This is a genomic window from Enterococcus sp. AZ015 (assembly GCF_050499225.1).
In the GTDB taxonomy this organism is placed as follows: Bacteria; Bacillota; Bacilli; order Lactobacillales; family Enterococcaceae; genus Enterococcus_D; species Enterococcus_D entomosocium.
The window spans coordinates 1,886,522-1,907,643 of record NZ_JBMHEX010000001.1; the positions used below are offsets into that span (position 1 = coordinate 1,886,522).

Annotated in this window: 18 protein-coding genes; 5 read left to right on the top strand and 13 right to left on the bottom strand. The window is 41.5% G+C overall.

The genetic code is table 11. The features are described from left to right. Positions 1 to 12 precede the first annotated feature (12 nt). On the bottom strand, positions 13 to 2,004 hold the full coding sequence (uvrB, locus tag IGK85_RS08835) for an excinuclease ABC subunit UvrB (RefSeq protein ID WP_008382187.1): 1,992 nt from the start codon (positions 2,002 to 2,004) through the stop codon (positions 13 to 15). A 270-nt stretch (positions 2,005 to 2,274) separates the two neighbouring features. Here uvrB and IGK85_RS08840 point away from each other — a divergent pair, with 270 nt between their 5' ends. Both IGK85_RS08840 and IGK85_RS08845 read left to right on the top strand, forming a co-directional pair. Further along, positions 2,275 to 4,428 (top strand): amino acid ABC transporter substrate-binding protein/permease, encoded by a 2,154-nt coding sequence (locus IGK85_RS08840; protein ID WP_008382186.1) that lies wholly within the window; start codon positions 2,275 to 2,277, stop codon positions 4,426 to 4,428. A gap of 1 nt (position 4,429) precedes the next feature. Continuing rightward, positions 4,430 to 5,167 carry an amino acid ABC transporter ATP-binding protein gene (locus IGK85_RS08845; RefSeq protein WP_005235668.1) on the top strand — a complete coding sequence of 246 codons (738 nt, stop codon included), beginning with the start codon at positions 4,430 to 4,432 and terminating at the stop codon, positions 5,165 to 5,167. A 53-nt stretch (positions 5,168 to 5,220) separates the two neighbouring features. Here IGK85_RS08845 and IGK85_RS08850 read toward each other — a convergent pair whose 3' ends face one another. Beyond that, entirely contained in the window at positions 5,221 to 5,460 is a 240-nt protein-coding gene (locus tag IGK85_RS08850) for a hypothetical protein (RefSeq protein ID WP_008382185.1), read from the bottom strand. A gap of 391 nt (positions 5,461 to 5,851) precedes the next feature. On the opposite strand from IGK85_RS08850, the gene IGK85_RS08855 reads away from it, so the two are divergent. Beyond that, entirely contained in the window at positions 5,852 to 6,394 is a 543-nt protein-coding gene (locus tag IGK85_RS08855; RefSeq protein ID WP_008382184.1) for a hypothetical protein, read from the top strand. Between the two features lie 105 nt (positions 6,395 to 6,499). Next, on the top strand, positions 6,500 to 7,255 hold the full coding sequence (locus IGK85_RS08860; protein ID WP_008382183.1) for a hypothetical protein: 756 nt from the start codon (positions 6,500 to 6,502) through the stop codon (positions 7,253 to 7,255). 95 nt (positions 7,256 to 7,350) lie between these two features. Here the strand turns inward: IGK85_RS08860 and IGK85_RS08865 are convergent, their stop codons facing one another. The 5 genes from IGK85_RS08865 to IGK85_RS08885 form a co-directional block, all read right to left on the bottom strand. Further along, positions 7,351 to 7,806, bottom strand: coding sequence for an S-ribosylhomocysteine lyase (locus IGK85_RS08865; RefSeq protein WP_008382180.1), 456 nt, complete (start codon positions 7,804 to 7,806; stop codon positions 7,351 to 7,353). Positions 7,807 to 7,818: 12 nt separating this feature from the next. After that, complete coding sequence (locus IGK85_RS08870) at positions 7,819 to 8,463, bottom strand: class I SAM-dependent methyltransferase (RefSeq protein WP_008382177.1); 645 nt, start codon at positions 8,461 to 8,463, stop codon at positions 7,819 to 7,821. A gap of 2 nt (positions 8,464 to 8,465) precedes the next feature. Beyond that, positions 8,466 to 9,611 (bottom strand): cystathionine gamma-synthase, encoded by a 1,146-nt coding sequence (locus IGK85_RS08875; RefSeq protein ID WP_008382175.1) that lies wholly within the window; start codon positions 9,609 to 9,611, stop codon positions 8,466 to 8,468. After that, complete coding sequence (locus tag IGK85_RS08880) at positions 9,601 to 10,566, bottom strand: PLP-dependent cysteine synthase family protein (RefSeq protein ID WP_005235659.1); 966 nt, start codon at positions 10,564 to 10,566, stop codon at positions 9,601 to 9,603. Before IGK85_RS08880 ends, IGK85_RS08875 begins: the two co-directional genes overlap by 11 nt. 406 nt (positions 10,567 to 10,972) lie before the next feature. Next, positions 10,973 to 12,073 (bottom strand): glycerol dehydrogenase, encoded by a 1,101-nt coding sequence (locus IGK85_RS08885; protein WP_008382170.1) that lies wholly within the window; start codon positions 12,071 to 12,073, stop codon positions 10,973 to 10,975. A 254-nt stretch (positions 12,074 to 12,327) separates the two neighbouring features. Here IGK85_RS08885 and IGK85_RS08890 point away from each other — a divergent pair, with 254 nt between their 5' ends. After that, entirely contained in the window at positions 12,328 to 13,623 is a 1,296-nt protein-coding gene (locus IGK85_RS08890) for an ISL3 family transposase (RefSeq protein ID WP_429968628.1), read from the top strand. A 159-nt stretch (positions 13,624 to 13,782) separates the two neighbouring features. Here IGK85_RS08890 and dnaJ read toward each other — a convergent pair whose 3' ends face one another. From dnaJ to IGK85_RS08920, 6 genes are all read right to left on the bottom strand, one after another. Continuing rightward, complete coding sequence (gene dnaJ / locus IGK85_RS08895; protein WP_005235650.1) at positions 13,783 to 14,952, bottom strand: molecular chaperone DnaJ; 1,170 nt, start codon at positions 14,950 to 14,952, stop codon at positions 13,783 to 13,785. Positions 14,953 to 15,078: 126 nt separating this feature from the next. Further along, positions 15,079 to 16,908, bottom strand: a complete 1,830-nt coding sequence (gene dnaK / locus IGK85_RS08900; protein ID WP_005235649.1) for a molecular chaperone DnaK — start codon at positions 16,906 to 16,908, stop codon at positions 15,079 to 15,081. A gap of 52 nt (positions 16,909 to 16,960) precedes the next feature. Then, positions 16,961 to 17,548 (bottom strand): nucleotide exchange factor GrpE, encoded by a 588-nt coding sequence (gene grpE / locus IGK85_RS08905; RefSeq protein ID WP_005235647.1) that lies wholly within the window; start codon positions 17,546 to 17,548, stop codon positions 16,961 to 16,963. Positions 17,549 to 17,586: 38 nt separating this feature from the next. Beyond that, positions 17,587 to 18,630, bottom strand: a complete 1,044-nt coding sequence (hrcA, locus tag IGK85_RS08910) for a heat-inducible transcriptional repressor HrcA (RefSeq protein WP_008378117.1) — start codon at positions 18,628 to 18,630, stop codon at positions 17,587 to 17,589. Between the two features lie 182 nt (positions 18,631 to 18,812). Beyond that, positions 18,813 to 20,003 carry a radical SAM family heme chaperone HemW gene (gene hemW, locus IGK85_RS08915; RefSeq protein ID WP_008378119.1) on the bottom strand — a complete coding sequence of 397 codons (1,191 nt, stop codon included), beginning with the start codon at positions 20,001 to 20,003 and terminating at the stop codon, positions 18,813 to 18,815. A gap of 443 nt (positions 20,004 to 20,446) precedes the next feature. Next, complete coding sequence (locus IGK85_RS08920) at positions 20,447 to 21,094, bottom strand: hypothetical protein (RefSeq protein ID WP_005235640.1); 648 nt, start codon at positions 21,092 to 21,094, stop codon at positions 20,447 to 20,449. Positions 21,095 to 21,122 lie beyond the last annotated feature (28 nt).

Here is a 21,122-nt window from a genome sequence, read left to right on the forward strand (position 1 = left end):
GTGTTTCTCCTTCTAATCAGCAGCTTTTAGCTCAAGAATAGTATCTCTTAAGGTAGCAGCCGTTTCAAAATCCAATGCTTTCGCAGCATCTTTCATCTCTTTTTCTAGCTTCAGCAACAAGGTTGCTTTTTCCTCACGACTCAGTTCTTCATAAGAAGTCGTGGTGTATTCACCGGTCTCTTCTGCTACTTTTGTGATCGCGATCAGATCGCGAATTTCTTTAATAATGGTTTTCGGTACGATCCCATGTTCTTCGTTGTAGGCTTCTTGGATACTTCGGCGTCGCGCCGTTTCATCGATCGCTCGCTGCATCGAATCAGTCATTTTATCAGCGTACATGATTACTTTTCCTTCAGAGTTTCGGGCTGCCCGTCCAATGGTTTGGACTAATGAGCGTTCGCTGCGCAGGAAGCCTTCCTTATCGGCATCAAGAATCGCAACCAGAGAAACTTCCGGCACGTCTAACCCTTCTCGCAGTAAGTTGATTCCGACCAGTACATCAAATTCACCGAGGCGCAGGTCTCGAATGATCTCTGTTCGTTCCAATGTTTTGATGTCACTGTGCAAGTATTTGACTTTGATCCCTAATTCTTTGAAGTAATCCGTCAAATCTTCAGACATTTTTTTCGTCAAGGTCGTCACAAAGACCCGTTCATTTCGCTCGACGCGCTCATTGATTTCTCCCACGAGGTCGTCAATTTGACCCATGATCGGTCGCACTTCGATCACCGGATCTAACAGACCAGTTGGTCGAATGATTTGTTGAACGACGGTATCGGTTTGATCGTATTCATAGGGTCCAGGTGTTGCTGACACATAGACGATTTGATTGACATGCTTCTCAAATTCTTCCAAGCGTAACGGACGGTTGTCCAGTGCAGAAGGCAAACGGAAGCCATAATCCACTAACATTTGTTTTCTAGCACGGTCACCATTATACATCCCACGAACTTGTGGCATCGTTACGTGTGATTCGTCGATTACTAATAGAAAATCATCTGGGAAGAAATCCAATAACGTATAAGGCGGTTCGCCTTCTTTTCGTCCATCCATGTGGCGAGAGTAGTTTTCGATTCCTGAGGTATACCCCATTTCTCGCATCATTTCAATATCATAGTTGGTTCGCTGCTCTAAACGCTGTGCTTCCAGCAGCTTATTTTCTGCTCGCAAAACTTTCAGTCGTTCATCGAGTTCACTTTGGATTGAAGCGATCGCATGTTCCATATGGTCTTCATTGGTCACAAAGTGGGTTGCCGGAAAGATCGACACATGTTCGGTGTCACTCATGATCTCGCCCGTCAAGGCATCGACTTCACGAATCCGATCGATTTCATCGCCAAAAAACTCAATGCGTAACGCTCGCTCATCACGAGAAGCTGGGAAAATCTCCACAACATCGCCGCGCACGCGAAAACGCCCCCGTTGAAAATCGATGTCGTTTCGTTCAAATTGGATCTCGATCAATTCTTTTAATAGTTGATCCCGAGACTTTTCCATCCCTACTCGTAAAGAAACAACTTGTCTTGCATACTCGATCGGCGAACCTAAACCGAAAATACAAGAGACAGAAGCTACAACAATCACATCGTTTCTCTCTAATAAAGAACTTGTCGCCGAGTGACGGAGCTTATCGATTTCATCGTTGACACTGGAGTCTTTTTCGATGTATGTATCACTGGAAGGAACATACGCTTCTGGTTGATAGTAATCATAGTAACTGACAAAGTACTCGACTGCATTATTTGGGAAGAAGTCCTTGAACTCGCCATATAATTGTCCAGCCAGTGTTTTATTATGGGCAATGATCAATGTCGGTTTATTGACTTCCTTGATTAGATTAGAAATCGTATAAGTCTTACCGGTCCCAGTGGCTCCTAACAAAATCTGTGCTTTTTTTCCACCGACCACCCCGTCAACCAATTGATGGATCGCTTCTGGTTGATCCCCAGCTGGTTGATATTTTGATACTAAGTCAAATTCATGGGAAGTTGTTCTTTCGATCATCTTCATTCCCCCTCGATTATTCTAAACGACAACAAAAAAAGAAAAACTCGCTGCCGCTTTTCCATAAATAAGTATATCATAGCGAACATACTTTCGCCATCATTTGCTATGAAAGTTTCATGCGATTAAGCATAACTTAACATGTTTGATTTTCTAACATCTGATGTGAGGTTTAAACGATTTTGTCATATTTTTAAAGAGAAAGACTTGTGTGTTGAAGAAAAAATCCATATAATCTATAAATACGTTATATCTAAAGGGGGAATTTTCTTGAAAAGAAAACACATGTCCTTCGCTTTAATCGCGCTGATTATCAGCATTTTTACGCTCTCAGTAAAGTCAGCAAGTGCGGAGGAAACTACGTATAAGATAGGAACAGATTTAACATTTGCTCCTTTCGAATTCCAAAATGAAAATAATGAATACGTTGGGATCGATATAGATTTATTAAATGCGATCGCAGAAGATCAAGGTTTTGCAGTTGATTTACGTCCTTTAGGTTTTGACGCCTCCATTCAAGGCGTGCAATCAAATCAGTTAGATGGCATGATCGCTGGGATGAGTATCACAGATGAACGTAAAGAAACCTTTGATTTCTCTGATCCTTATTTCGATAGTGGGATTCAAATGGCAGTAGCTGCTGACAATGACAGTATTACTAGCTACGAGGATCTTGAAGGCGAAACGGTCGGTGCAAAGGTTGGTACCGAAAGTGCCCGCTTTCTAGAAAGCAATAAAGACCAATATGGCTACGACATCAAATTATATGATGACGCTACTGGACTATATGGCGCTGTACGCAATGGTACTGTGGCAGCCGCTTTTGATGATTATCCAGTGCTTGGCTATGCTATCAACAATGGCGAACCAATGAAGCTTGTCGGCGAACCTGAAAAAGGCGCTTCTTACGGATTTGCCGTCAGAAAAGGCCAAAATCAAGAACTCCTGGAAAAATTCAACGCTGGTTTAGCCAATATGAAAGCTTCCGGCAAATACGACGAAATCGTCAATACTTACATCACAACGTCTGATACAGATGCAGGCACTAGTGAAATGGTGAAAGTCGAACCAAAGAAAGATGTTTACCGAATTGCCAGTGACTCAGCCTTCGCTCCATTTGAATTCCAAAATGAAGACAATGAGTATGTAGGGATCGATGTTGATTTAATGAACCGGGCGGCAGAATTGCAAGGGTTCAATATCGAATTCAATTTCATCGGCTTTTCCGGAGCTTTACAAGCGTTAGATGGTAACCAAGCAGATGGGATGATCGCTGGGATGACGATCACTGATGAGCGTCGTCAATCCTACGACTTCTCTGACTCTTACTTTGAAAGCGGCATTCAGATCGCTGTAAAAGAAGGCAATGATTCCATCAAATCCTATGAAGATCTAGATGGAAAAACCGTCGGTGCAAAAGTTGGGACAGAAAGTGCAGACTTCTTGATCGCCAACGAAGAGAAATATGGCTATTCCATCAAATATTATGATGCTGCCGATCAATTATATGCGGCTGTTAACGGCGGACAAATCGATGCCATGATGGATGATTATCCAGTGATTGGTTATGCCATCAGCCAAGGTCAAAAACTAGTGACACCGATTGAAAAAGAATCTGGTGGTCAGTACGGTTTTGCGGTGAAAAAAGGCCAAAATCCTGAACTGATCCAAATGTTCAATGAAGCATTGAAAGAAATGAAACGGACTGGGGAGTACGATCAAATCATCAATAAATACATTGAAGATGGATCTGCCACAGAAAAACGAGTGGATGAATCAACGATCACTGGTTTGATCAGCAACAACTATAACGTCTTATTAAAAGGATTATGGAATACCCTTTTACTAGCATTGATTTCTTTTGCCTTAGCATTAGTGATCGGAATCATTTTTGGACTATTTAGTGTTGCTCCAATCAAAGCATTGCGGGTTTTTGCAGGGATCTATGTTGACATCATTCGTGGTATTCCTATGATGGTATTGGCTTTCTTCATCTTCTTCGGCCTCTCCGATGCGATTGGTATCACGATTCCGGACTTTGCTGCTGGGGTCATTACATTGACCTTAAATGCCAGTGCCTATATCGCTGAGATCGTCCGTGGTGGGATCAACGCGGTGCCAAAAGGTCAGATGGAAGCCTCTCGTAGTTTGGGGATGACCTACACTCGGACAATGCAGAAAATCATTTTACCGCAAGCGATCAAAATCATGATTCCATCTTTCGTTAACCAATTCGTTATCTCGTTGAAAGATACAACGATCATCTCGGTTATTGGAGTCGTAGAATTATTGCAAACTGGGAAAATCATCGTTGCACGAACCACACAAAGTACCTATGTCTACTTGATCATCGCGATTATTTACTTAGTCGTGATCACAGCTTTAACGAAACTTGCAAAAGTTTTAGAAAAGAAGGTGAAATAGCATGAAAGAAAAAATCTTAGTTGAAAATCTTGTAAAAAAATACGGCGACAATACCGTATTGAACAATATCAATGTTTCAATCGCTGAAGGAGAAGTCGTTTGTGTGATCGGCCCTTCAGGATCTGGGAAATCGACGTTCTTACGCTGTTTGAACCGCTTAGAAGAACCAACCAGCGGCGATATTATCGTTGACGGCGCACATCTGATGGATAAAAACACCAATATCAATGCTGTTCGTCAACATATCGGCATGGTGTTTCAGCATTTCAATCTCTTCCCTCACTTGTCGGTTTTAGAAAATATTATTTTAGCTCCAATGGATCTAAAAAATGCTTCTCGGCAAGAAGCGGAACAAAACGCGATTCGTTTATTAGAGACGGTGGGTTTGGCAGATAAAAAAGACATGTACCCGGACAATCTGTCTGGAGGACAAAAACAACGGGTGGCAATCGCTAGAGCCTTAGCAATGAATCCCGATGTGATGTTGTTCGATGAACCAACCTCCGCCCTCGATCCAGAAATGGTTGGAGATGTACTCAATGTTATGAAGGATTTGGCAAAACAAGGAATGACCATGGTAATCGTTACTCATGAGATGGGCTTTGCCAAAGAAGTAGCAAACCGTGTGATGTTTATTGATGGCGGTAATTTCTTGGAAGACGGTACACCTGAGCAAATCTTTTCCAACCCTAAGCACGATCGTACGAAAGATTTCTTAGACAAAGTATTGAATATCTAAAAAAATCCTCTGCAACAGCTCTTTTCTCGGACTGTTGCAGAGGTCTTTTTTTTTTATTGATTTTTTCGTTTGGTTTCTTCTGAAATCCGCTTTTGATTTTCACCTAAAAATACTTTTGTATCGATAGGGTTGGCTTTGTTCGCCCCTCCGACGCCAGTATCAACCATCTTTCCCCAACCCTTCAATGGCTCTTTCCCTGCTGCACGAAGTTGCGCATTTTTTAAACGTAACGCTTGTTTTTTCGCTTCTTTTTTCGCTTGATGTTTTGCTTGCCACTGCTTTAAGATGCTCATCTTCATTCCCTCCTCTCCTTGTTATGAATCCTTACATAAATTCTTAGCAACCGGTATGCTGGTTCCTGTTGATCTGGTAAGAGTATACAGGGTTCACCTTTAAAATAGCAAATTTTTATTGAGTAGTTAAATCTATTATAACATTTCCTTTTCACCATCGTAAGCTGCAGATACTAATTTTACTAAAACCATGAAAGGACATTTGAAATCAAGTAGCCAGATCAGAAGCAACATGTTACACTTATTAAACAACACTCCCTCCAAACCAAAATAGGTATACAAACATTTTTCTTTTTTTATTTTATAGCAAATGACGGGATTTTCCTAATAAAAAACCAACATTAAAATAACAAAGGAAGGCCAAGAAAATCATTTTGGAGGAACCTATCTTATGAAAACCATCATTTTATTTTTCCCACTAATGATACTCTCCCTCTTTCTCACTGGCTGTACCTTGATTGACGAAATCATGGATGACAACACCAAAAGCAGTTTTTCACCAGAAGCAACGTCGTCTTCTCAATCTTTGTCAGCTTATTCAGAAACCAGAGCTTCTTCTTCCAGAACTGAGAACCATGCATCAGAACCCGCATCAGAAACAACTCCTTCTTCTGATGACGTTGCACAAGCTCAGAGCAGTACCGAAACAGCTGCCCCTCAATTTTCGTATTGTGAACAATTGCAGATCGGGCTGCCGCGACGGTGGAATCGAACAGTCAACAAAGACTTGCTCCATCAACTGCAAATAGGAATGTCTTGCGATCAAGTTCTTGAAACCATGGATGGCCTTCCTTCTTGGCGACTAGCAGTCGTAGGTGTGGAATCCAATGCCTGGATCAATTCCGATGGTGAAGCAATCATTGTCACTCTTATTAACCGAACCGTTTCTGATGTGGCCTGGCATGATCAGTTTTCTGAATCAGAAATTGAGTAATCCATTAAGCGATCTCACGTGACTGATATTGGTAAAACGCATGATGAAATTCAATCACCACTTTTATCAGAAGTCATCTAAAAAACTTGGGAGTTGAAGGATCAAATGACACTGAGTCGACTTAGAAAAAAAATCCGGGAGCATAGCAGAAGAAGCCTTTTGCTTTCTTTGGGTATCAGTTGTTTTTTGCTTGGCGCTGCCCTCTTCTACAGCGAAAACCAGCCGGCAGCTGCCTACGAGCAGTTTTTAGAGATCGATTACTTAACTGCTTTACTGGAAGAAAGACCTTCCCCTGAGTCCATCAGCGATCTTGGCCTCGATCTCATCAAACGTAGTGATCGGGTAAACCAAGAGCGCAGTGCCATCAACCGAAAGCGGCGCCGCGAAAATGTGATCGTCACAGAAGAGACTAGAAAAGTTTTTTCTCCCGATCAAGGAGCAATGGTTGATGAAGTAAGAAAAGTAACCACTCGCTTACCTGATTCAGCCATTGATTTGTTATCAATAATGGTTGATAGCAGCGCTCTCGAGACAAAAAGAGTGCCTTTAGGTTCACGGGACAAACTGTCCAAAATCAGCTTTGATTTTGACTTTGATGATTCTGGTAATGAAAGATTAGCGAAAATCACATTGGTTGATGTCCCAGAATTTTTCGGTATTGATTTCTCACGATTCGAGAAAGAGGCTGATGTTGAGGAGATCAAAGAGACATTGATCGTACAGTATGGTTTAGATGCTCACATCAGGGACGTTAGCGCCATTCGGAGACTTTTCTTTGTTCATGAAGGATTTGAGTTTTACATTAGTCATACCTACAATCCGAATGGAGTCGGCATCACCGTCCAAGCGGTAGAACCATAAACGAAAAATAGTGAATCCCCCCTCTCTTTGCGGGATTAACAAAAAAAGCGTCCGCGAATACAAACGCAGGCACCTTTTTTCTACTTCTATTTTGTTTAGGCAAAAACGGTCGACCAATTGTCACGTTCATCAAGAAATTCTTGCGCTAATTTTTGCGCACCTTCTAAGGTATGGTTCGCCGCCCAACCGCATTGCACTTCATTGCTGGCAGGTACTTCAGTTGCTTGCAAAACATCCTTCATGGTTTTTTCTAGGACTGTCAAAATCTCTTCATAATCGTCATGATTCAAGACAGTCAGATAGAAGCCGGTTTGGCATCCCATGGGTGACCAATCCACGATATAATCTGCATGATTACGAATCAACTCTGCCGTCAAATGTTCTAAAGAATGCAGACTTGCCATATCCATATGTGCTTGGTTCGGCTGCTTCAAACGAACATCATATTTGATGATGGTATCATTTGTTCCTTGTTTTTTATCGGCAACCCGTACATAAGGTGCTTTGACTTTCGTATGATCCAAATTAAAGCTTTCAACATTCATTTTCATTGTACTTCTCTCCTACTCTTTTTGTGCTTCCACAAGCCAAACATACTCATTGATTTGCTTAAAACGACTGGTAAACCCATGTTGGCGAAAATATCGTTCGATATCCGCAGTAACTGGATAGTACTCCCGTTGCAGATCAGCGGCTAGTCGCTGGTGTCCAGCTTGCCGCGCTTCATCGATTAGCTCCATTTTTCGGGCTAGGGAAAGAAACATCGTATCCCCGAAAAGCACTTTCCCGCCTTTTGGCAGCATCGCCGCATATTTGCCGATTGCCCGTTGTTTTTCGTCCTCCGTAAGATGATGAAAAACATAGGTAGAAACGATCGTATCGATTACATCCGTGATTTCAGGAAAAATCTCCATATCACCATCTACAAAAGTCACTTTAGAAAGACTGGGTTTTGACTTGGCGATCCGCCGCATCTCTGGCGATGGCTCGATTGCCAGCACGTTTTTTCCTTGATCAAGCAGAGCTTGTGTTAGATTTCCAGTGCCACTACCAAATTCTACCACAGACTGCCCTGCTTTTTCAGCTATTTCAGCGAGTAACCGTTCATATTTGAAAAAAACCGCTCGATATTCTTCATCCTTACCTGCAACTGTTTCATCGTACTCAGCTGCCCAGTCAGAAAAAATTGGAATAAACTCTCTCCCCATCACTAGCTACCTGCCTTTTCAAACGCTTGCTCTAAATCTGCCTGCAGATCCTCACCGTCTTCGATGCCCACCGACAACCGAATCAAGCCATCTTTGATCCCAGATTGCTCACGAATTTCTTTAGGGATCGAGGCATGGGTCATCACGGCTGGCACTTCTACCAAGCTTTCCACGCCACCTAAGCTTTCTGCTAAAGTAAAAATCTTTAATGATTCAACAAATTCTGCTGTTTTCGATTCATCGTTTAGTTCAAAAGATATCATACCGCTATACCCAGACATCTGTGATTTGGCGATCTCATGACCTTCATGGTCAATCAATCCTGGATAATAGACCTTTGCGACAGCTTGATGTGCTTGTAAGTAGTGGGCAATTTTCATCGCATTGTTTTGATGTGCTTTCATCCGCAAAGCAAGTGTTTTGATGCTTCGTTGGATCAACCAGCTATCATGAGGCCCCAATACACCGCCAATAGCGTTTTGTAAAAAGGCAATTCTTTCGGCGATTAGCGGCTCTTTGGCAACCGCTAATCCAGCTACTACATCACTGTGTCCACCGAGATACTTGGTAGCACTGTGAATCACAATATCTGCGCCTAATTGTAGCGGCTTTTGAAAATATGGCGTCGCAAAGGTATTATCCACGATCGTCAAGAGATCGTGCTGGGCAGCTAGTCTCGCAACCGATTTGATATCCGTGATTTTTAACAGCGGGTTCGTCGGTGTTTCCAGAAAAATCGCTTTGGTCTCCGGAAGAATTGCTGTTTCAATAGCAGCTAAATCATCGGTTTTGACAAGTGAATAAGTCAACCCGCTTTTTTCTAATACTTGATGAAGCAAACGAAATGTCCCGCCATAAACGTCATCTCCTAAAATGACATGATCTCCTGTCTGAAAAAGCGTGAAGATCGCATGGGTGGCTGCTAATCCAGAGGCAAAAGCAAACCCTTGAGCGCCTTCTTCAAGATCCGCAATCAATTCTTCTAAGGCAAAACGAGTTGGGTTGCCTGAACGACTGTATTCATATTGCTTTGGCTGACCAAGAGCATTTTGCCGATAGGTAGATGTTTGGTAGATTGGCACACTGACTGCACCGGTGAATTCGTCTTCGCTGATACCGCCGTGAATTACTTTTGTATTAAAATGCATTGTTTGTTCCTCCTATGAATGGTGTGATTGCTGATTGGCCAGCATAAATCTTTTTTGATAGATAGCGGTCGCCACCATCGGGAAAGACTGTGGCGATCGAGCTTCCGGTTGGTAATTCGAGGCTTTCTTTTACTGCTGCTGCCATCACGGCTCCACTTGAACTTCCAACAAGCAGACCATAGTTTCTTGCCAAGTAACGAGTAAAGGCAAAGCCTTCGGCATCACTTATCGTATAAATGTTATCAATAAGCAAATCGTCAAAAAATTGTGGAATGAACTCAACACCGATCCCTTCAATCTCGTGGCCATGGGCAGGACCGCCGTTCAAGATTGATCCTTCCGGTTCAACAACAGCAAGACGAGTGCTTGATTTTTGCTTCTTTAAGTACGTCGCGACACCCGCAAAAGTACCACCACTGCCAGCGCCTGCAACAAAGCTGTCAATTTTTCCATGTAATTCCTGATAGATCTCAGGCCCCAATGTTGCTTGATAGGCTGCAGGATTGTTCTGATTATGAAACTGCAATGGCATAAAACTATTCGGCTGTCCTTTTGCTAATTCCTTTGCTTTTTCGATTGCCCCTTGAATGCCAGCTTCCGTTGGTGTATGAACGATAGTTGCGCCTAATGCCTCAATCAATTGCTGCTTTTCAATGCTGAATTTCTCTGGAATAACAAAAATCATTTTTAGTCCATGCTCGATCCCGGCAATAGCTAAGCCAATCCCGGTATTTCCGGCTGTCGGTTCAATTACTGTTGTCTCATGATTGATTGTACGCTCACGAAATGCCTCATCGATCAAGTACTTTCCTAAGCGGTCCTTAATGCTGCCACCAGGATTTAAATATTCAAGTTTCGCATAGATTTTACTTCCCTTTTTTCCGCCTAAAGCTGCGGCATCAAATTCAAAGAGCGGGGTATGCCCTATCAATTCTTTTACATTTTTAACGATCATCGTTTGACTCCTTATTCAGATTTTTAGGCAAAACTTGTAAGCTTCATATACCTATTTTGGTTTACAATCATCAGCCGTCGCCAATGAAAGCGGTAAAAAAAAGCAAACAAAAAGGGGTACTGACTATTACATCAGTACCCCAAAAAAATGTCGTCTTATCCGGATAGAAGCGAATCACTAAAAAAATCAGCGATCTACTGCGACAAAGGAACTAATAATAGGCATGACAAATGGGTATGCTGCTTTTTGCACCATACAACAACAACAGGTAGTTTGTGTGTTGAAGTTCGTCATGTCTTGTTCCCTCCTTTAATTTGCTTGTTATCAAAATAGCACGACTCTTTTTTTTTGTCAAATATTTTTTTTAATCAACAAGTATCGATCAATGAACGTTTATAAAATAACATTAAAGAGGATAATAAGCTGTCACATAGGCATCCACGGCTTTGATCGCGGCTACAACATCTTCTGCGGATACCGTGAACGGCATATTGTGAATCGTCTCCCCTTCGATGGTTGCTTGTTTACCGACTTTCATGAGCTCTGCATCGCTAACATCAGAAAGATGCATTTCAGCTAATGTCGTTGGTAATTCCAACGCCTGATACAACTCAATATATTGGTCAATTTCATCAGGATCCGCGTTTTCCAGCATCAATTGTGTAAGTGTCCCGTAAGCAACTTTCTCCCCATGAGTCAAATCATGGACGTCTCCTTCAAGGGCTGTCAAGCCATTATGGATCGCATGAGCTGCTGCCAAACCAGCACTTTCAAAGCCTAAACCACTTAACAGAGTGTTGGCTTCCACGATTTGTTCAAAAGCTTCGGTAACGACTTGTTTTTTATTTGCTTGATAGGCTTTCAGTGCATTCTCAAAAAGAATCTCTTCGCATTTTTCAGCGATTGCCATGCCGGCAATTGGTTGAATACCACCCACCATATTCTTACTATGGCTTCGGGCAACGGCGCGTGCTTCGACATAGGTTGCTAGTGCATCCGCAATACCCGCTGCAAGTAATTTGGCAGGCGCTTTCGCAATAACGGCTGTATCCACTAAGACAAGTTCAGGGTTTTTGTTGTAAAAACGATATTTTTCAAAGCGACCTTCATCTGTATAAATAACAGAAAGTGCCGAAGTTGGTGCATCAGTAGAAGCGATCGTTGGCAAAACAGCAATCGGTATGTTTAATTCATCCGCAACAGCTTTCCCAGTATCGATGGCTTTCCCGCCACCTAATGCAGCAATTACTTCAATGGATTCGCTTTTGGCTTTAGAGACGATACGATCGATTTCATTTGCAGAAGCTTCTCCACCAAAAATTTCCTTTACCGGACCTAAATCAGCCGCTTTGAGATTTTCAAATAAATCTTCCCCGGCAATTTTCCAAACTGTTTCATCGGTCAAAAGCAGCACTTTCTTTCCTAGATCTTTAATGTGAGATAAACCATCCTTCAATACTCCTTTTCCTTGAACGTATCGTGACGGACTCGCAAATATTCTTTCCATTGTATCTCCTCCTTCAATTGGTCTACTTTTATTGTGACACACTAAGCAAGCGATTTCAAAGGAAAAGAAAAAAAGATGGCCAAGAAGATTCGATTCTCGCACATACTGCACATTTATAGGCTCTATAATTTATGGGACTGATGAATCAGAATTGATTCTTCAGTCCCATTTTCATTTTAGGTATTAAAAAACATATCGTTCTCTAGTATGATTAAATCACCACAAAATAAACAACTGAGAGGACGATATGCTATATGAATGATTCTATCAAAAAAATGCTGAGAATAATAGAGAAAGATTTGATGATTACAGAGGTCTCTTACGAGAACCTTCAGAAGAAAAAGACGTTGGTCGTCGATGCTGTTCTCTCGCCTACTCCTCGTGCTTGTAGAAGTTGTGGTTCTACTGTGGTAGATGGAAACGGGAAAGCAATTATAGTGAAAAATGGGAAGAAGGAAACGATTGTCCGTTTTGAACAATACAATCATATGCCTTTGGTTATGCGCCTAAAAAAGCAGCGCTATACCTGTAAAAACTGCCGAACCCATTGGACTGCTCAAAGTTATTTTGTCCAACCCAGACATTCAATCGCAAATCATGTTAGATATAAAATTGCTTCTTTACTGACTGAAAAAGTATCTTTATCTTTTATTGCGAAAAGCTGTCAGGTATCTTTGACCACCGTTATTCGTACATTGAAAGAGTTTAAAAGCTATTTGCCAAAGCAATCTAAGAAGATTCTCCCCAGAGTATTGATGGTTGATGAATTTCGTTCGCATGCTTCCATAGAAGATAAAATGAGCTTTATTTGCGCAGATGGCGAAACAGGAAAATTAATAGATGTTTTGCCTACGCGTAAATTACCTCGATTAACAAGCTATTTCTTAGGTTGTACCAATCCAGAAGAAGTAGAATTCTTGGTGACAGACATGAACGCCGCCTACTTCCAGCTCACCAAACGTGTTCTGCCAAATGCGAAAGTAGTGATTGATCGGTTTCATATTGTCAAACACATGAATCAAGCGTTCAATGAGTTGCGTATCCGTGAAATGAATGAACTTCGTAATGCCGGACAGAAAAGCCAGGCAGAAAAACTGAAAAAGAACTGGCGCTTTTTGCTAAAAAATCGTGCAAACATCAACCATTATGAATACAAAACATGGAAAAGTTTCCGAGCACCAAAATACCCATTTCTTACTGAAGCAATGATGATTAATCGATTGCTTGAGTTTTCTACGCCCCTGAAGGAGGCGTATCCCTTTTTTCATGAATTAGTTGAAGCCTTTCGAGACAAAGACCCTGACTTATTTTTCTCCTTATTGACAGAACTTCCCGAAACGTTAGATGACAGCTTTCGGGAGAAGCTTCAAAACCTTCTGACCTATGAAGAAGGCATCACCAACGCAATGATCTATCCTTATTCCAATGGAAAAATAGAAGCGAAGAATACCCACATAAAGACAATGAAACGAGTATCCTACGGATTTAAATCATTCGAGAACATGAGAATTAGAGTCTTTTTGATCAATCAATTAATCAAAGTAAGATAACAAAAAATCTGAGCCAGAATGTGGTTCATTCTGACCCAGATTTGATTTTACGCAACTCATCAGTCCTTATTGACAAAGAGCCCATTTATAGCCATACAAACACTCATGCCCTTATAAAACTGATGGTTTTATAAGGGCATGAATTGGATTATTTACTTGTTATTTCTTTTTCCCACCAAAAGCATCTTTCATTTTATCAAAAAACCCTTCTGGTTGTTGTTCGGTGGTTTCATGACCACTAGCTTTTGCATAAGCCCGCAATGCTTCTTTTTGTTCCTCATTTAAGTTCTTAGGTGTGATCAGCTTCACTTTGACTTGTTGATCGCCATTGCCGCCTCCCCGTAAGCGAGGTGCTCCTTTACCGCGTAAGCGGAAGTTCGTACCTGTTTGGGTCCCAGCTGGGATTTTTAACTTCACATTCCCGTGAACGGTTGGCACATTGACCTCATCTCCTAAAGCTGCTTGGACAAAGTTCAACGGCAACTCGTAATAAATCTCTGAACCGTCACGATCAAAAATATCACTTTCTTCCACACGGAAAACAACGTATAGGTCCCCATAAGGACCACCATTGGTTCCAGCTTCCCCTTGGCCAGATAAACGCATTTGTTGTCCATCTTCGACACCTGCAGGCACGTTGACTTTTACATTATGTTTTTTCTTTTCATGGCCAGTACCATGACAGGTTGTACATGGTTCTTTGATTTCTTTCCCAGTTCCATGACAAACATCACAGGTTTGACGGCTCATTACACGACCAAGCGGTGTTTGACGTTCAACATTGATAGTACCTGCACCATGACATTTATGACAGGTTTCTGGTGAAGTACCTGGTTTTGCCCCGTTCCCGCCGCAGGTATGACAGGTTTCTTCACGATTGTATTGAACAGTTTTTTCCACTCCGAAAATCGCTTCTTCAAAGGAAAGATCAACCGCATATTGCAAGTCTGCTCCTTGTCGAGGTGCATTAGGATTGGCTGCTCTGCCGCCTCCACCACCAAAAAACGATTCGAAAATGTCTTCAAATCCACCAAAACCGCCACCGGAGAATCCGCCACTGTTAAAGCCGCCGAATCCACCGCCATAACCGCCTCCGTAGTTCGGATCGGTACCAGCATGACCATACTGGTCATAAGCAGCTCTTTTTTGGGAATCACTTAATATTTCATAGGCCTCAGAAATCTCTTTAAACTTTGCTTCTGCATCAGGTTCTTTATTGATGTCTGGATGATATTGTTTTGAAAGCTTACGATAAGCTTTTTTGATTTCGTCATCCGAAGCCCCTTTTTGTAGACCTAAGACCTCATAATAATCTCTTTTGTCTGCCATTGGCTTCCCTCCACTCTATTCTTGCGTCTCTCGTATTTTAGCATATAATTCGCTCTAGAAAAATACGTTTCGCAAATTCATAAGAAAAAGCCAAAGCGGTGACTTTGGCTTTTTCACAAACAGCGATTATTTATCGTCACCGTCTACTTCTTCAAAGTCGGCGTCAACCACATCGTCTGCGCCGCCTTGTGCAGCTTCTGGATTTTCTTGTGCTTGTTGTTGTGCTGCTTGTTCGTATAATTTAACGGTTAAGTTTTGTACGATTTCATTCAAAGCATCACGTTTCGTTTTCATTTCTTCTAAGTTGTTTGCTTCAACCGCAGCTTTCAACTCATCACGAGCTTCTTCCGCTTTTTTGACTTCGTCTGCATCCACTTTGCCTTCAAGCTCTTTCAATGTTTTATCAACAGTGAACAACAATGCATCGACGTCATTGCGTAGATCAACTTCTTCTTTGCGTTGTTTGTCAGCTTCAGCGTTTGCTTCAGCATCTTTTACCATGCGTTCGATTTCTTCATCTGATAAACCTGAAGATGATTTGATCGTGATTTTTTGTTCTTTTTGTGTACCTAAATCTTTTGCAGAAACATTAACGATCCCATTTTTATCGATATCAAATGTTACTTCGATTTGAGGGATGCCACGAGGTGCTGGTGGAATATCCGTCAATTGGAATCTTCCTAATGTTTTGTTATCAGCAGCCATTGGACGTTCCCCTTGCAAGACATGGATATCAACGGCTGGTTGATTGTCTGCTGCAGTTGAGAAGACTTGTGATTTACTTGTAGGGATCGTTGTGTTACGATCGATCAGTTTTGTGAAGACAGCACCCATCGTTTCGATACCTAATGATAATGGTGTAACGTCTAGTAAGACAACATCTTTCACATCCCCAGTGATCACGCCACCTTGGATCGCAGCCCCCATCGCTACCACTTCATCTGGGTTTACTGATTTGTTTGGTTCTTTATTGGTTTCTTTACGTACAGCATCAACTACTGCCGGAATACGAGTTGAACCACCAACTAAGATCACTTCGTCGATTTCTGATTGTGATAGCCCAGCATCTTTCAAAGCTTGACGTACTGGAATTTTTGTACGTTCTACTAAGTCTGCTGTTAATTCATCAAATTTCGCACGAGTCAAGGTCATTTCCAAGTGCAATGGACCAGCATCGCCAGCTGTGATAAACGGTAAGCTGATTTGTGTACTTGTTACACCTGACAAGTCTTTTTTCGCTTTTTCAGCAGCATCTTTCAAACGTTGCAAAGCCATTTTATCTTTTCCAAGATCAATGCCGTTTTCTTTTTTGAATTCTGCTACCATGTGATCGATGATTTTGTTATCAAAGTCATCCCCACCTAGGTTGTTGTCCCCAGCAGTTGATAATACGTCAAAGACGCCATCACCTAATTCAAGGATCGATACGTCGAAAGTACCGCCACCTAAGTCAAAGACCAAGATTTTTTCATCTTTATCTGTTTTATCTAACCCATAAGCTAAAGCTGCGGCAGTTGGTTCATTGACGATCCGTTCTACTTCAAGACCGGCAATTTTACCAGCATCTTTGGTTGCTTGACGTTGTGCATCGTTGAAGTATGCAGGAACAGTGATGACTGCTTTTTCAACTTTTTCCCCTAAATAGTCTTCAGCAAATCCTTTGATGTATTGAAGAACCATTGCGGAAACTTCTTGTGGTGTATACGATTTGCCTTCAACTTCTACTTTGTATCCAGCTTCACCCATATGGCGTTTAATAGAAGAAATCGTATTAGGATTTGTCACTGCTTGGCGTTTTGCAACTTCCCCTACTTGGATCTCACCATTTTTGAATGAGACAACAGAAGGTGTGGTACGGTTTCCTTCTGGATTCGTAATGATTTTTGCTTCGCCGCCTTCAAGGACAGCAACAGCTGAGTTTGTTGTTCCTAAGTCGATACCGATAATTTTACTCATAAGTAATACACTCCCTTTTTTAATTTAAACATCTACTTATAGATAGAAAGAACTATTGTGCAACGATGACCATGCTTGCACGCAAGACACGATCATGCAATTTATACCCTTTTTGCAAGACAGTAACGATTGTGTCTGCCGGTGTTTCATCAGAGGCAGGTACAGTCTGCACCGCTTGATGCAAGTTCGGATCGAACATTGCACCTTCAGCAGGAATCTCTTCGATTCCCTCTTCTTTTAAGGCTTGACGCAGACTTTCAAGAACCATTTCAACGCCTTTTTTCAAATTCGCCGCTTGGTCTTGATCGACATCTGCTGCCATCGCTCGTTCCAAATTGTCGATTGCTGGCAACAGTTTTTTGCCAAGATCTTGCGAGCGGTATTTTTGTAAAAGTTCCCGCTCGTTGCGGTTACGTGAAGTGATATTTGCGATCTCTGCACGAGCACGCAGGAATTGATCTTCCAATTCATTATTCTTTTCTTGCAAAAGTTCCAATTCGCTTTTTTCCACTGTTTCTTCCTCTGGTTGAGGAGTCTGTGCTTCAGTTTCAGTTGATTCATTTGAAGATTCAGTTGTTTCTGCGGTTTCTTCAGCAGTTTTATCTAATTCTTCATCTAAACGCTCTTCTTTTTCCGTCACGTTTCAACCATCCCTTCTACGATTTGTTTCATTGCCGCTTATTCATTGGCAGCGTCTAATGCGCGATAATAATCGGCCAATTTTTTTGCTAACTCGCCTCGAAAAACTTCCATCAAACCAAACATCCGTGAATACGGCATACTTGATGGACCTAATAAAGCGATCGTTCCTTGTCCATGACCTTCGATTTCATAGCTAGCTTGGATCAGACTCATATTTTGTAACAAGTCATTGCCAAGCTCAGAGCCGATTCTGATTTGAATCGCAGAATCTCTTGGCGCCAGCAGCTGTGTCAGCTGATCTGCATTTTTCATAAATGAATACATCGATTTGAACTGACTAACATCTTGCGTCGGTTCAAAATCCAGAAGATTCATTCGCCCGCCGACGAAGATTTTTTCTTGAAAAATGTGGCTCAGCATCGTATCAAAGAGATCAACGATTCCGTCAGTCGTTTGAAAATACTTATGCAGAATCATAGGAATCTCTGTTCTTAAACGATGGTAGACCGTCATTAGAGGCTCACCGATCAATTTGTCGTTGATGATCCTTACCATTTTTTCCAAATCTTCGCTGCTCATCGATTCAGGAAGAGTAAAGACTTGATTTTCGACATTCCCTTTATCCGTCACGATGATCGCGATGATCTGTCGTGCATTCAATGGGACGATTCGAAAACCGGTCAATTTCCTTTCCTTCATATCTGGCCCGAGAGACAACGCTGTATAGCTAGTCAAGTTGGACAAGATCGTGGCAGACTGCTGGATGATTTCATTGATTTCATGAAAATCTTTTCCAAAAGAATGACGAATGGTTTGAATTTCGTTTTGGTCAACTTCCGATGGCTTCAATAAGTGATCAACGTAATAGCGATACCCTTTTATTGACGGCACACGCCCTGAAGATGAATGTGTCTTTAACAGAAGTCCAGCTTCTTCCAGCGCCTTCATCTCATTACGAATGGTGGCAGAGCTAGCTTCAACCCCATCTTCCATCAATCGCTTCGAGCCCGTGGGCTGACCAGTATTCGTATAATTTTGGATGATGAGGTGTAAAATCATTTGTTGTCTAGGTGTCAACATTTTATCCACTCCTCCGTTAGCACTCATTCCTATTAAGTGCTAACACGATTATAAATATACCATATTTGCTAGGAATGTCAAGTATTTGCATCACTTTTTTAGCACTCTTTCTAAGAGAGTGCTAAAAAAGAAATCAAAAAAAGAAGCAGCACGAAATGGCTACTTCTCTTACTCGTTCTTTCTTATTTTTCTCCATCCAAGAGAAATGCTTCAAACACTTCGTTGCCAATAAACATCCCAGCTTTCGTTAAAAAGACACGGTCACCTTGACTAGCCAACCAGCCTTTTTGAATCAACTGTTCGCTCGTTGAACCATAGATTTCCTGAAAAGACTTCCCGAATTTTTCTGCAAACTGTATTTTTGAAATGCCGACCTTTTTACGAAGGCCTAAAAACAGTTCCTCTTCCATTTGATTGCTGGTTGTCAATTCTTCGATTTCGTGGATTGGCAACTGATTTTCCTGTAATGGTTTCAAATAATGCTGGATTGGACCTTTGTTCTTGTAGCGAGTCTGTCCAAGATACCCGCTGGCGCCTGCCCCAAAGCCAAAATAATGTTCATTGTTCCAATACACTAGATTATGTAAGGACTCATACCCTGGTCGTGCAAAATTACTGATTTCATATTGGTTCAATCCAGCTTTTGTCATCGCGGCGATCGCCTCATCAAACATCTGCGTTTCAGCTTCTTGAGAAGGCAGTGCCATTCTCCCTTGGCGAACCCAGTTCATAAACATGGTTTTGTTTTCTAAAATCAAAGAATACATCGCATAGTGAGGCAACCCGAGATCAATCGCTCGCGTCAGTGTATCACGGAAGCTTTCTATGCTTTGTCCCGGAAGTGCATAAATCAAATCGATCGTCACATTCTGAAAATCATGTTTTTCCAGCAGCTGAATAGTTGAATAAACATCTTCAGCGGTATGCTTGCGGCCAATTTTTTTAAGCAAGCGATTATCAAAGGTCTGGACCCCCATCGACAAGCGATTGACTTGATGATTTTTCAAAACCAGCATTTTTTCTTCACTCAAATCACCAGGATTTGCTTCCACTGTAAACTCTTTGGTTGTGTGTGTTGGCAGCAATTCATGCACACCTGAAAGCAATCGATCCAGTTGGTTCGCCGAAAGCGACGTTGGCGTCCCGCCGCCGATATAAATCGTTTTCGCCTCATTGAGAGGCTGACGCAAGAGGGTCAGCTCAATTTCTTTTAGTAACGCTTCGATGTACTCATCCACTGGCTGCCCTTCTAAAAACACTTTGTTGAAGTCACAGTAGTAGCAGATATGTTCACAGAAAGGTATATGTATATACGCAGAAATATTTTGCGCGCTTTTTGTAGATGGATCGTTTATTGTTTGACCTTCAGGCATTCCTAAGTAATTCTCCTCTACCTTCTTTTTTGCTCCCACCGCTGAGAGCACCGGCACTCATTGTAGCATAGTTCTTAGAATTCTCCTATCACTTGGACTATTTTTAAGCAAGAAAAAACACCACTTCCAAGAAGTGATGTCTTTAAATATTCATAGAAAAAATAAAGAGCACTACTCTTATTAAGTACGGTAAAATACCGCTTTTGTTCTTATCCCGCCCAGAAAAAAATCTGTTTGTTACAAGAACTAACACTTCCCCCAAACTGTTAGCGCCACAATAGATAAGCTGTTGTTGACGGCTTACTTAACAAGAGCAGGACTCTTATTCATGAAAGACAATTGCTTGTCTTATCTGACTTAAGTATACCTTTTTAAAAAAATTAAGTCCTATCATCTTTTTCACCAGTCTATGAAAACGATGAGAATCTTCACCTTGGTAACAGTTATAAAATGTGCAGCAAAATATCGATCAGATAGCGGATCAACCGATACGCAATAAATAAGAAGAAAATATTTCCCAGCAAGAATTGAAAGACATTGCCAATCGATCCCTTAAAGGAGCGAAAACTGAAATAACGCGACCAACGATTGAACCCGTTTTGGCGGTTTCGTTTCAAACGATACGCTTCATCATACTTCATCTCCAAGAGGTCATAATAAAAAATCATCAAGGGTTGTTGCACAAAGAAAACTTTTTTATAGCCTGCCATCAACGTGTACTGCTTATTATTGGAAGGAAAGTTGCGATTGCCGTTTTTCTTCACGCGCATCGTTGTTCCATCATTCATTTGGAACGCATAATGATCCTCAAATTCTGTCAGTTGATGAATTTGCGGCACCTGATTTTCTTCTTCGAAAGCAAGTACGACCTCACTCGCTCGCTGATAAAGTGAAACCAACCACGCCATTATGCCTAGCAATATAACTAGCAAAATGATATTTAAAAGCAAACTTTCTTGTAACAAAAGTAAATAACCTAAGATAATCAAAATCGCCACACCAAGGGCAATCATTCTTCTACGGAAATAACTGCGATACATCAATTCAAAAGAGCGCCGATAATAGGCAAAATCTTCTTTAACAAAATCCATTTTTTCCACATCTTTCTGTGTTTAGGTT

Bases quoted from the DNA above. Each gene is read 5' to 3' on its own strand.
- uvrB (WP_008382187.1), bottom strand. From the start codon at position 2,004: ATGATCGAAAGAACAACTTCCCATGAATTTGACTTAGTATCAAAATAT.
- IGK85_RS08845 (WP_005235668.1), top strand. From the start codon at position 4,430: ATGAAAGAAAAAATCTTAGTTGAAAATCTTGTAAAAAAATACGGCGAC.
- IGK85_RS08850 (WP_008382185.1), bottom strand. From the start codon at position 5,460: ATGAGCATCTTAAAGCAGTGGCAAGCAAAACATCAAGCGAAAAAAGAA.
- IGK85_RS08855 (WP_008382184.1), top strand. From the start codon at position 5,852: ATGAAAACCATCATTTTATTTTTCCCACTAATGATACTCTCCCTCTTT.
- IGK85_RS08860 (WP_008382183.1), top strand. From the start codon at position 6,500: ATGACACTGAGTCGACTTAGAAAAAAAATCCGGGAGCATAGCAGAAGA.
- IGK85_RS08865 (WP_008382180.1), bottom strand. From the start codon at position 7,806: ATGAAAATGAATGTTGAAAGCTTTAATTTGGATCATACGAAAGTCAAA.
- IGK85_RS08870 (WP_008382177.1), bottom strand. From the start codon at position 8,463: ATGGGGAGAGAGTTTATTCCAATTTTTTCTGACTGGGCAGCTGAGTAC.
- IGK85_RS08875 (WP_008382175.1), bottom strand. From the start codon at position 9,611: ATGCATTTTAATACAAAAGTAATTCACGGCGGTATCAGCGAAGACGAA.
- IGK85_RS08880 (WP_005235659.1), bottom strand. From the start codon at position 10,566: ATGATCGTTAAAAATGTAAAAGAATTGATAGGGCATACCCCGCTCTTT.
- IGK85_RS08885 (WP_008382170.1), bottom strand. From the start codon at position 12,073: ATGGAAAGAATATTTGCGAGTCCGTCACGATACGTTCAAGGAAAAGGA.
- IGK85_RS08890 (WP_429968628.1), top strand. From the start codon at position 12,328: ATGAATGATTCTATCAAAAAAATGCTGAGAATAATAGAGAAAGATTTG.
- dnaJ (WP_005235650.1), bottom strand. From the start codon at position 14,952: ATGGCAGACAAAAGAGATTATTATGAGGTCTTAGGTCTACAAAAAGGG.
- dnaK (WP_005235649.1), bottom strand. From the start codon at position 16,908: ATGAGTAAAATTATCGGTATCGACTTAGGAACAACAAACTCAGCTGTT.
- hrcA (WP_008378117.1), bottom strand. From the start codon at position 18,630: ATGTTGACACCTAGACAACAAATGATTTTACACCTCATCATCCAAAAT.
- hemW (WP_008378119.1), bottom strand. From the start codon at position 20,003: ATGCCTGAAGGTCAAACAATAAACGATCCATCTACAAAAAGCGCGCAA.
- IGK85_RS08920 (WP_005235640.1), bottom strand. From the start codon at position 21,094: ATGGATTTTGTTAAAGAAGATTTTGCCTATTATCGGCGCTCTTTTGAA.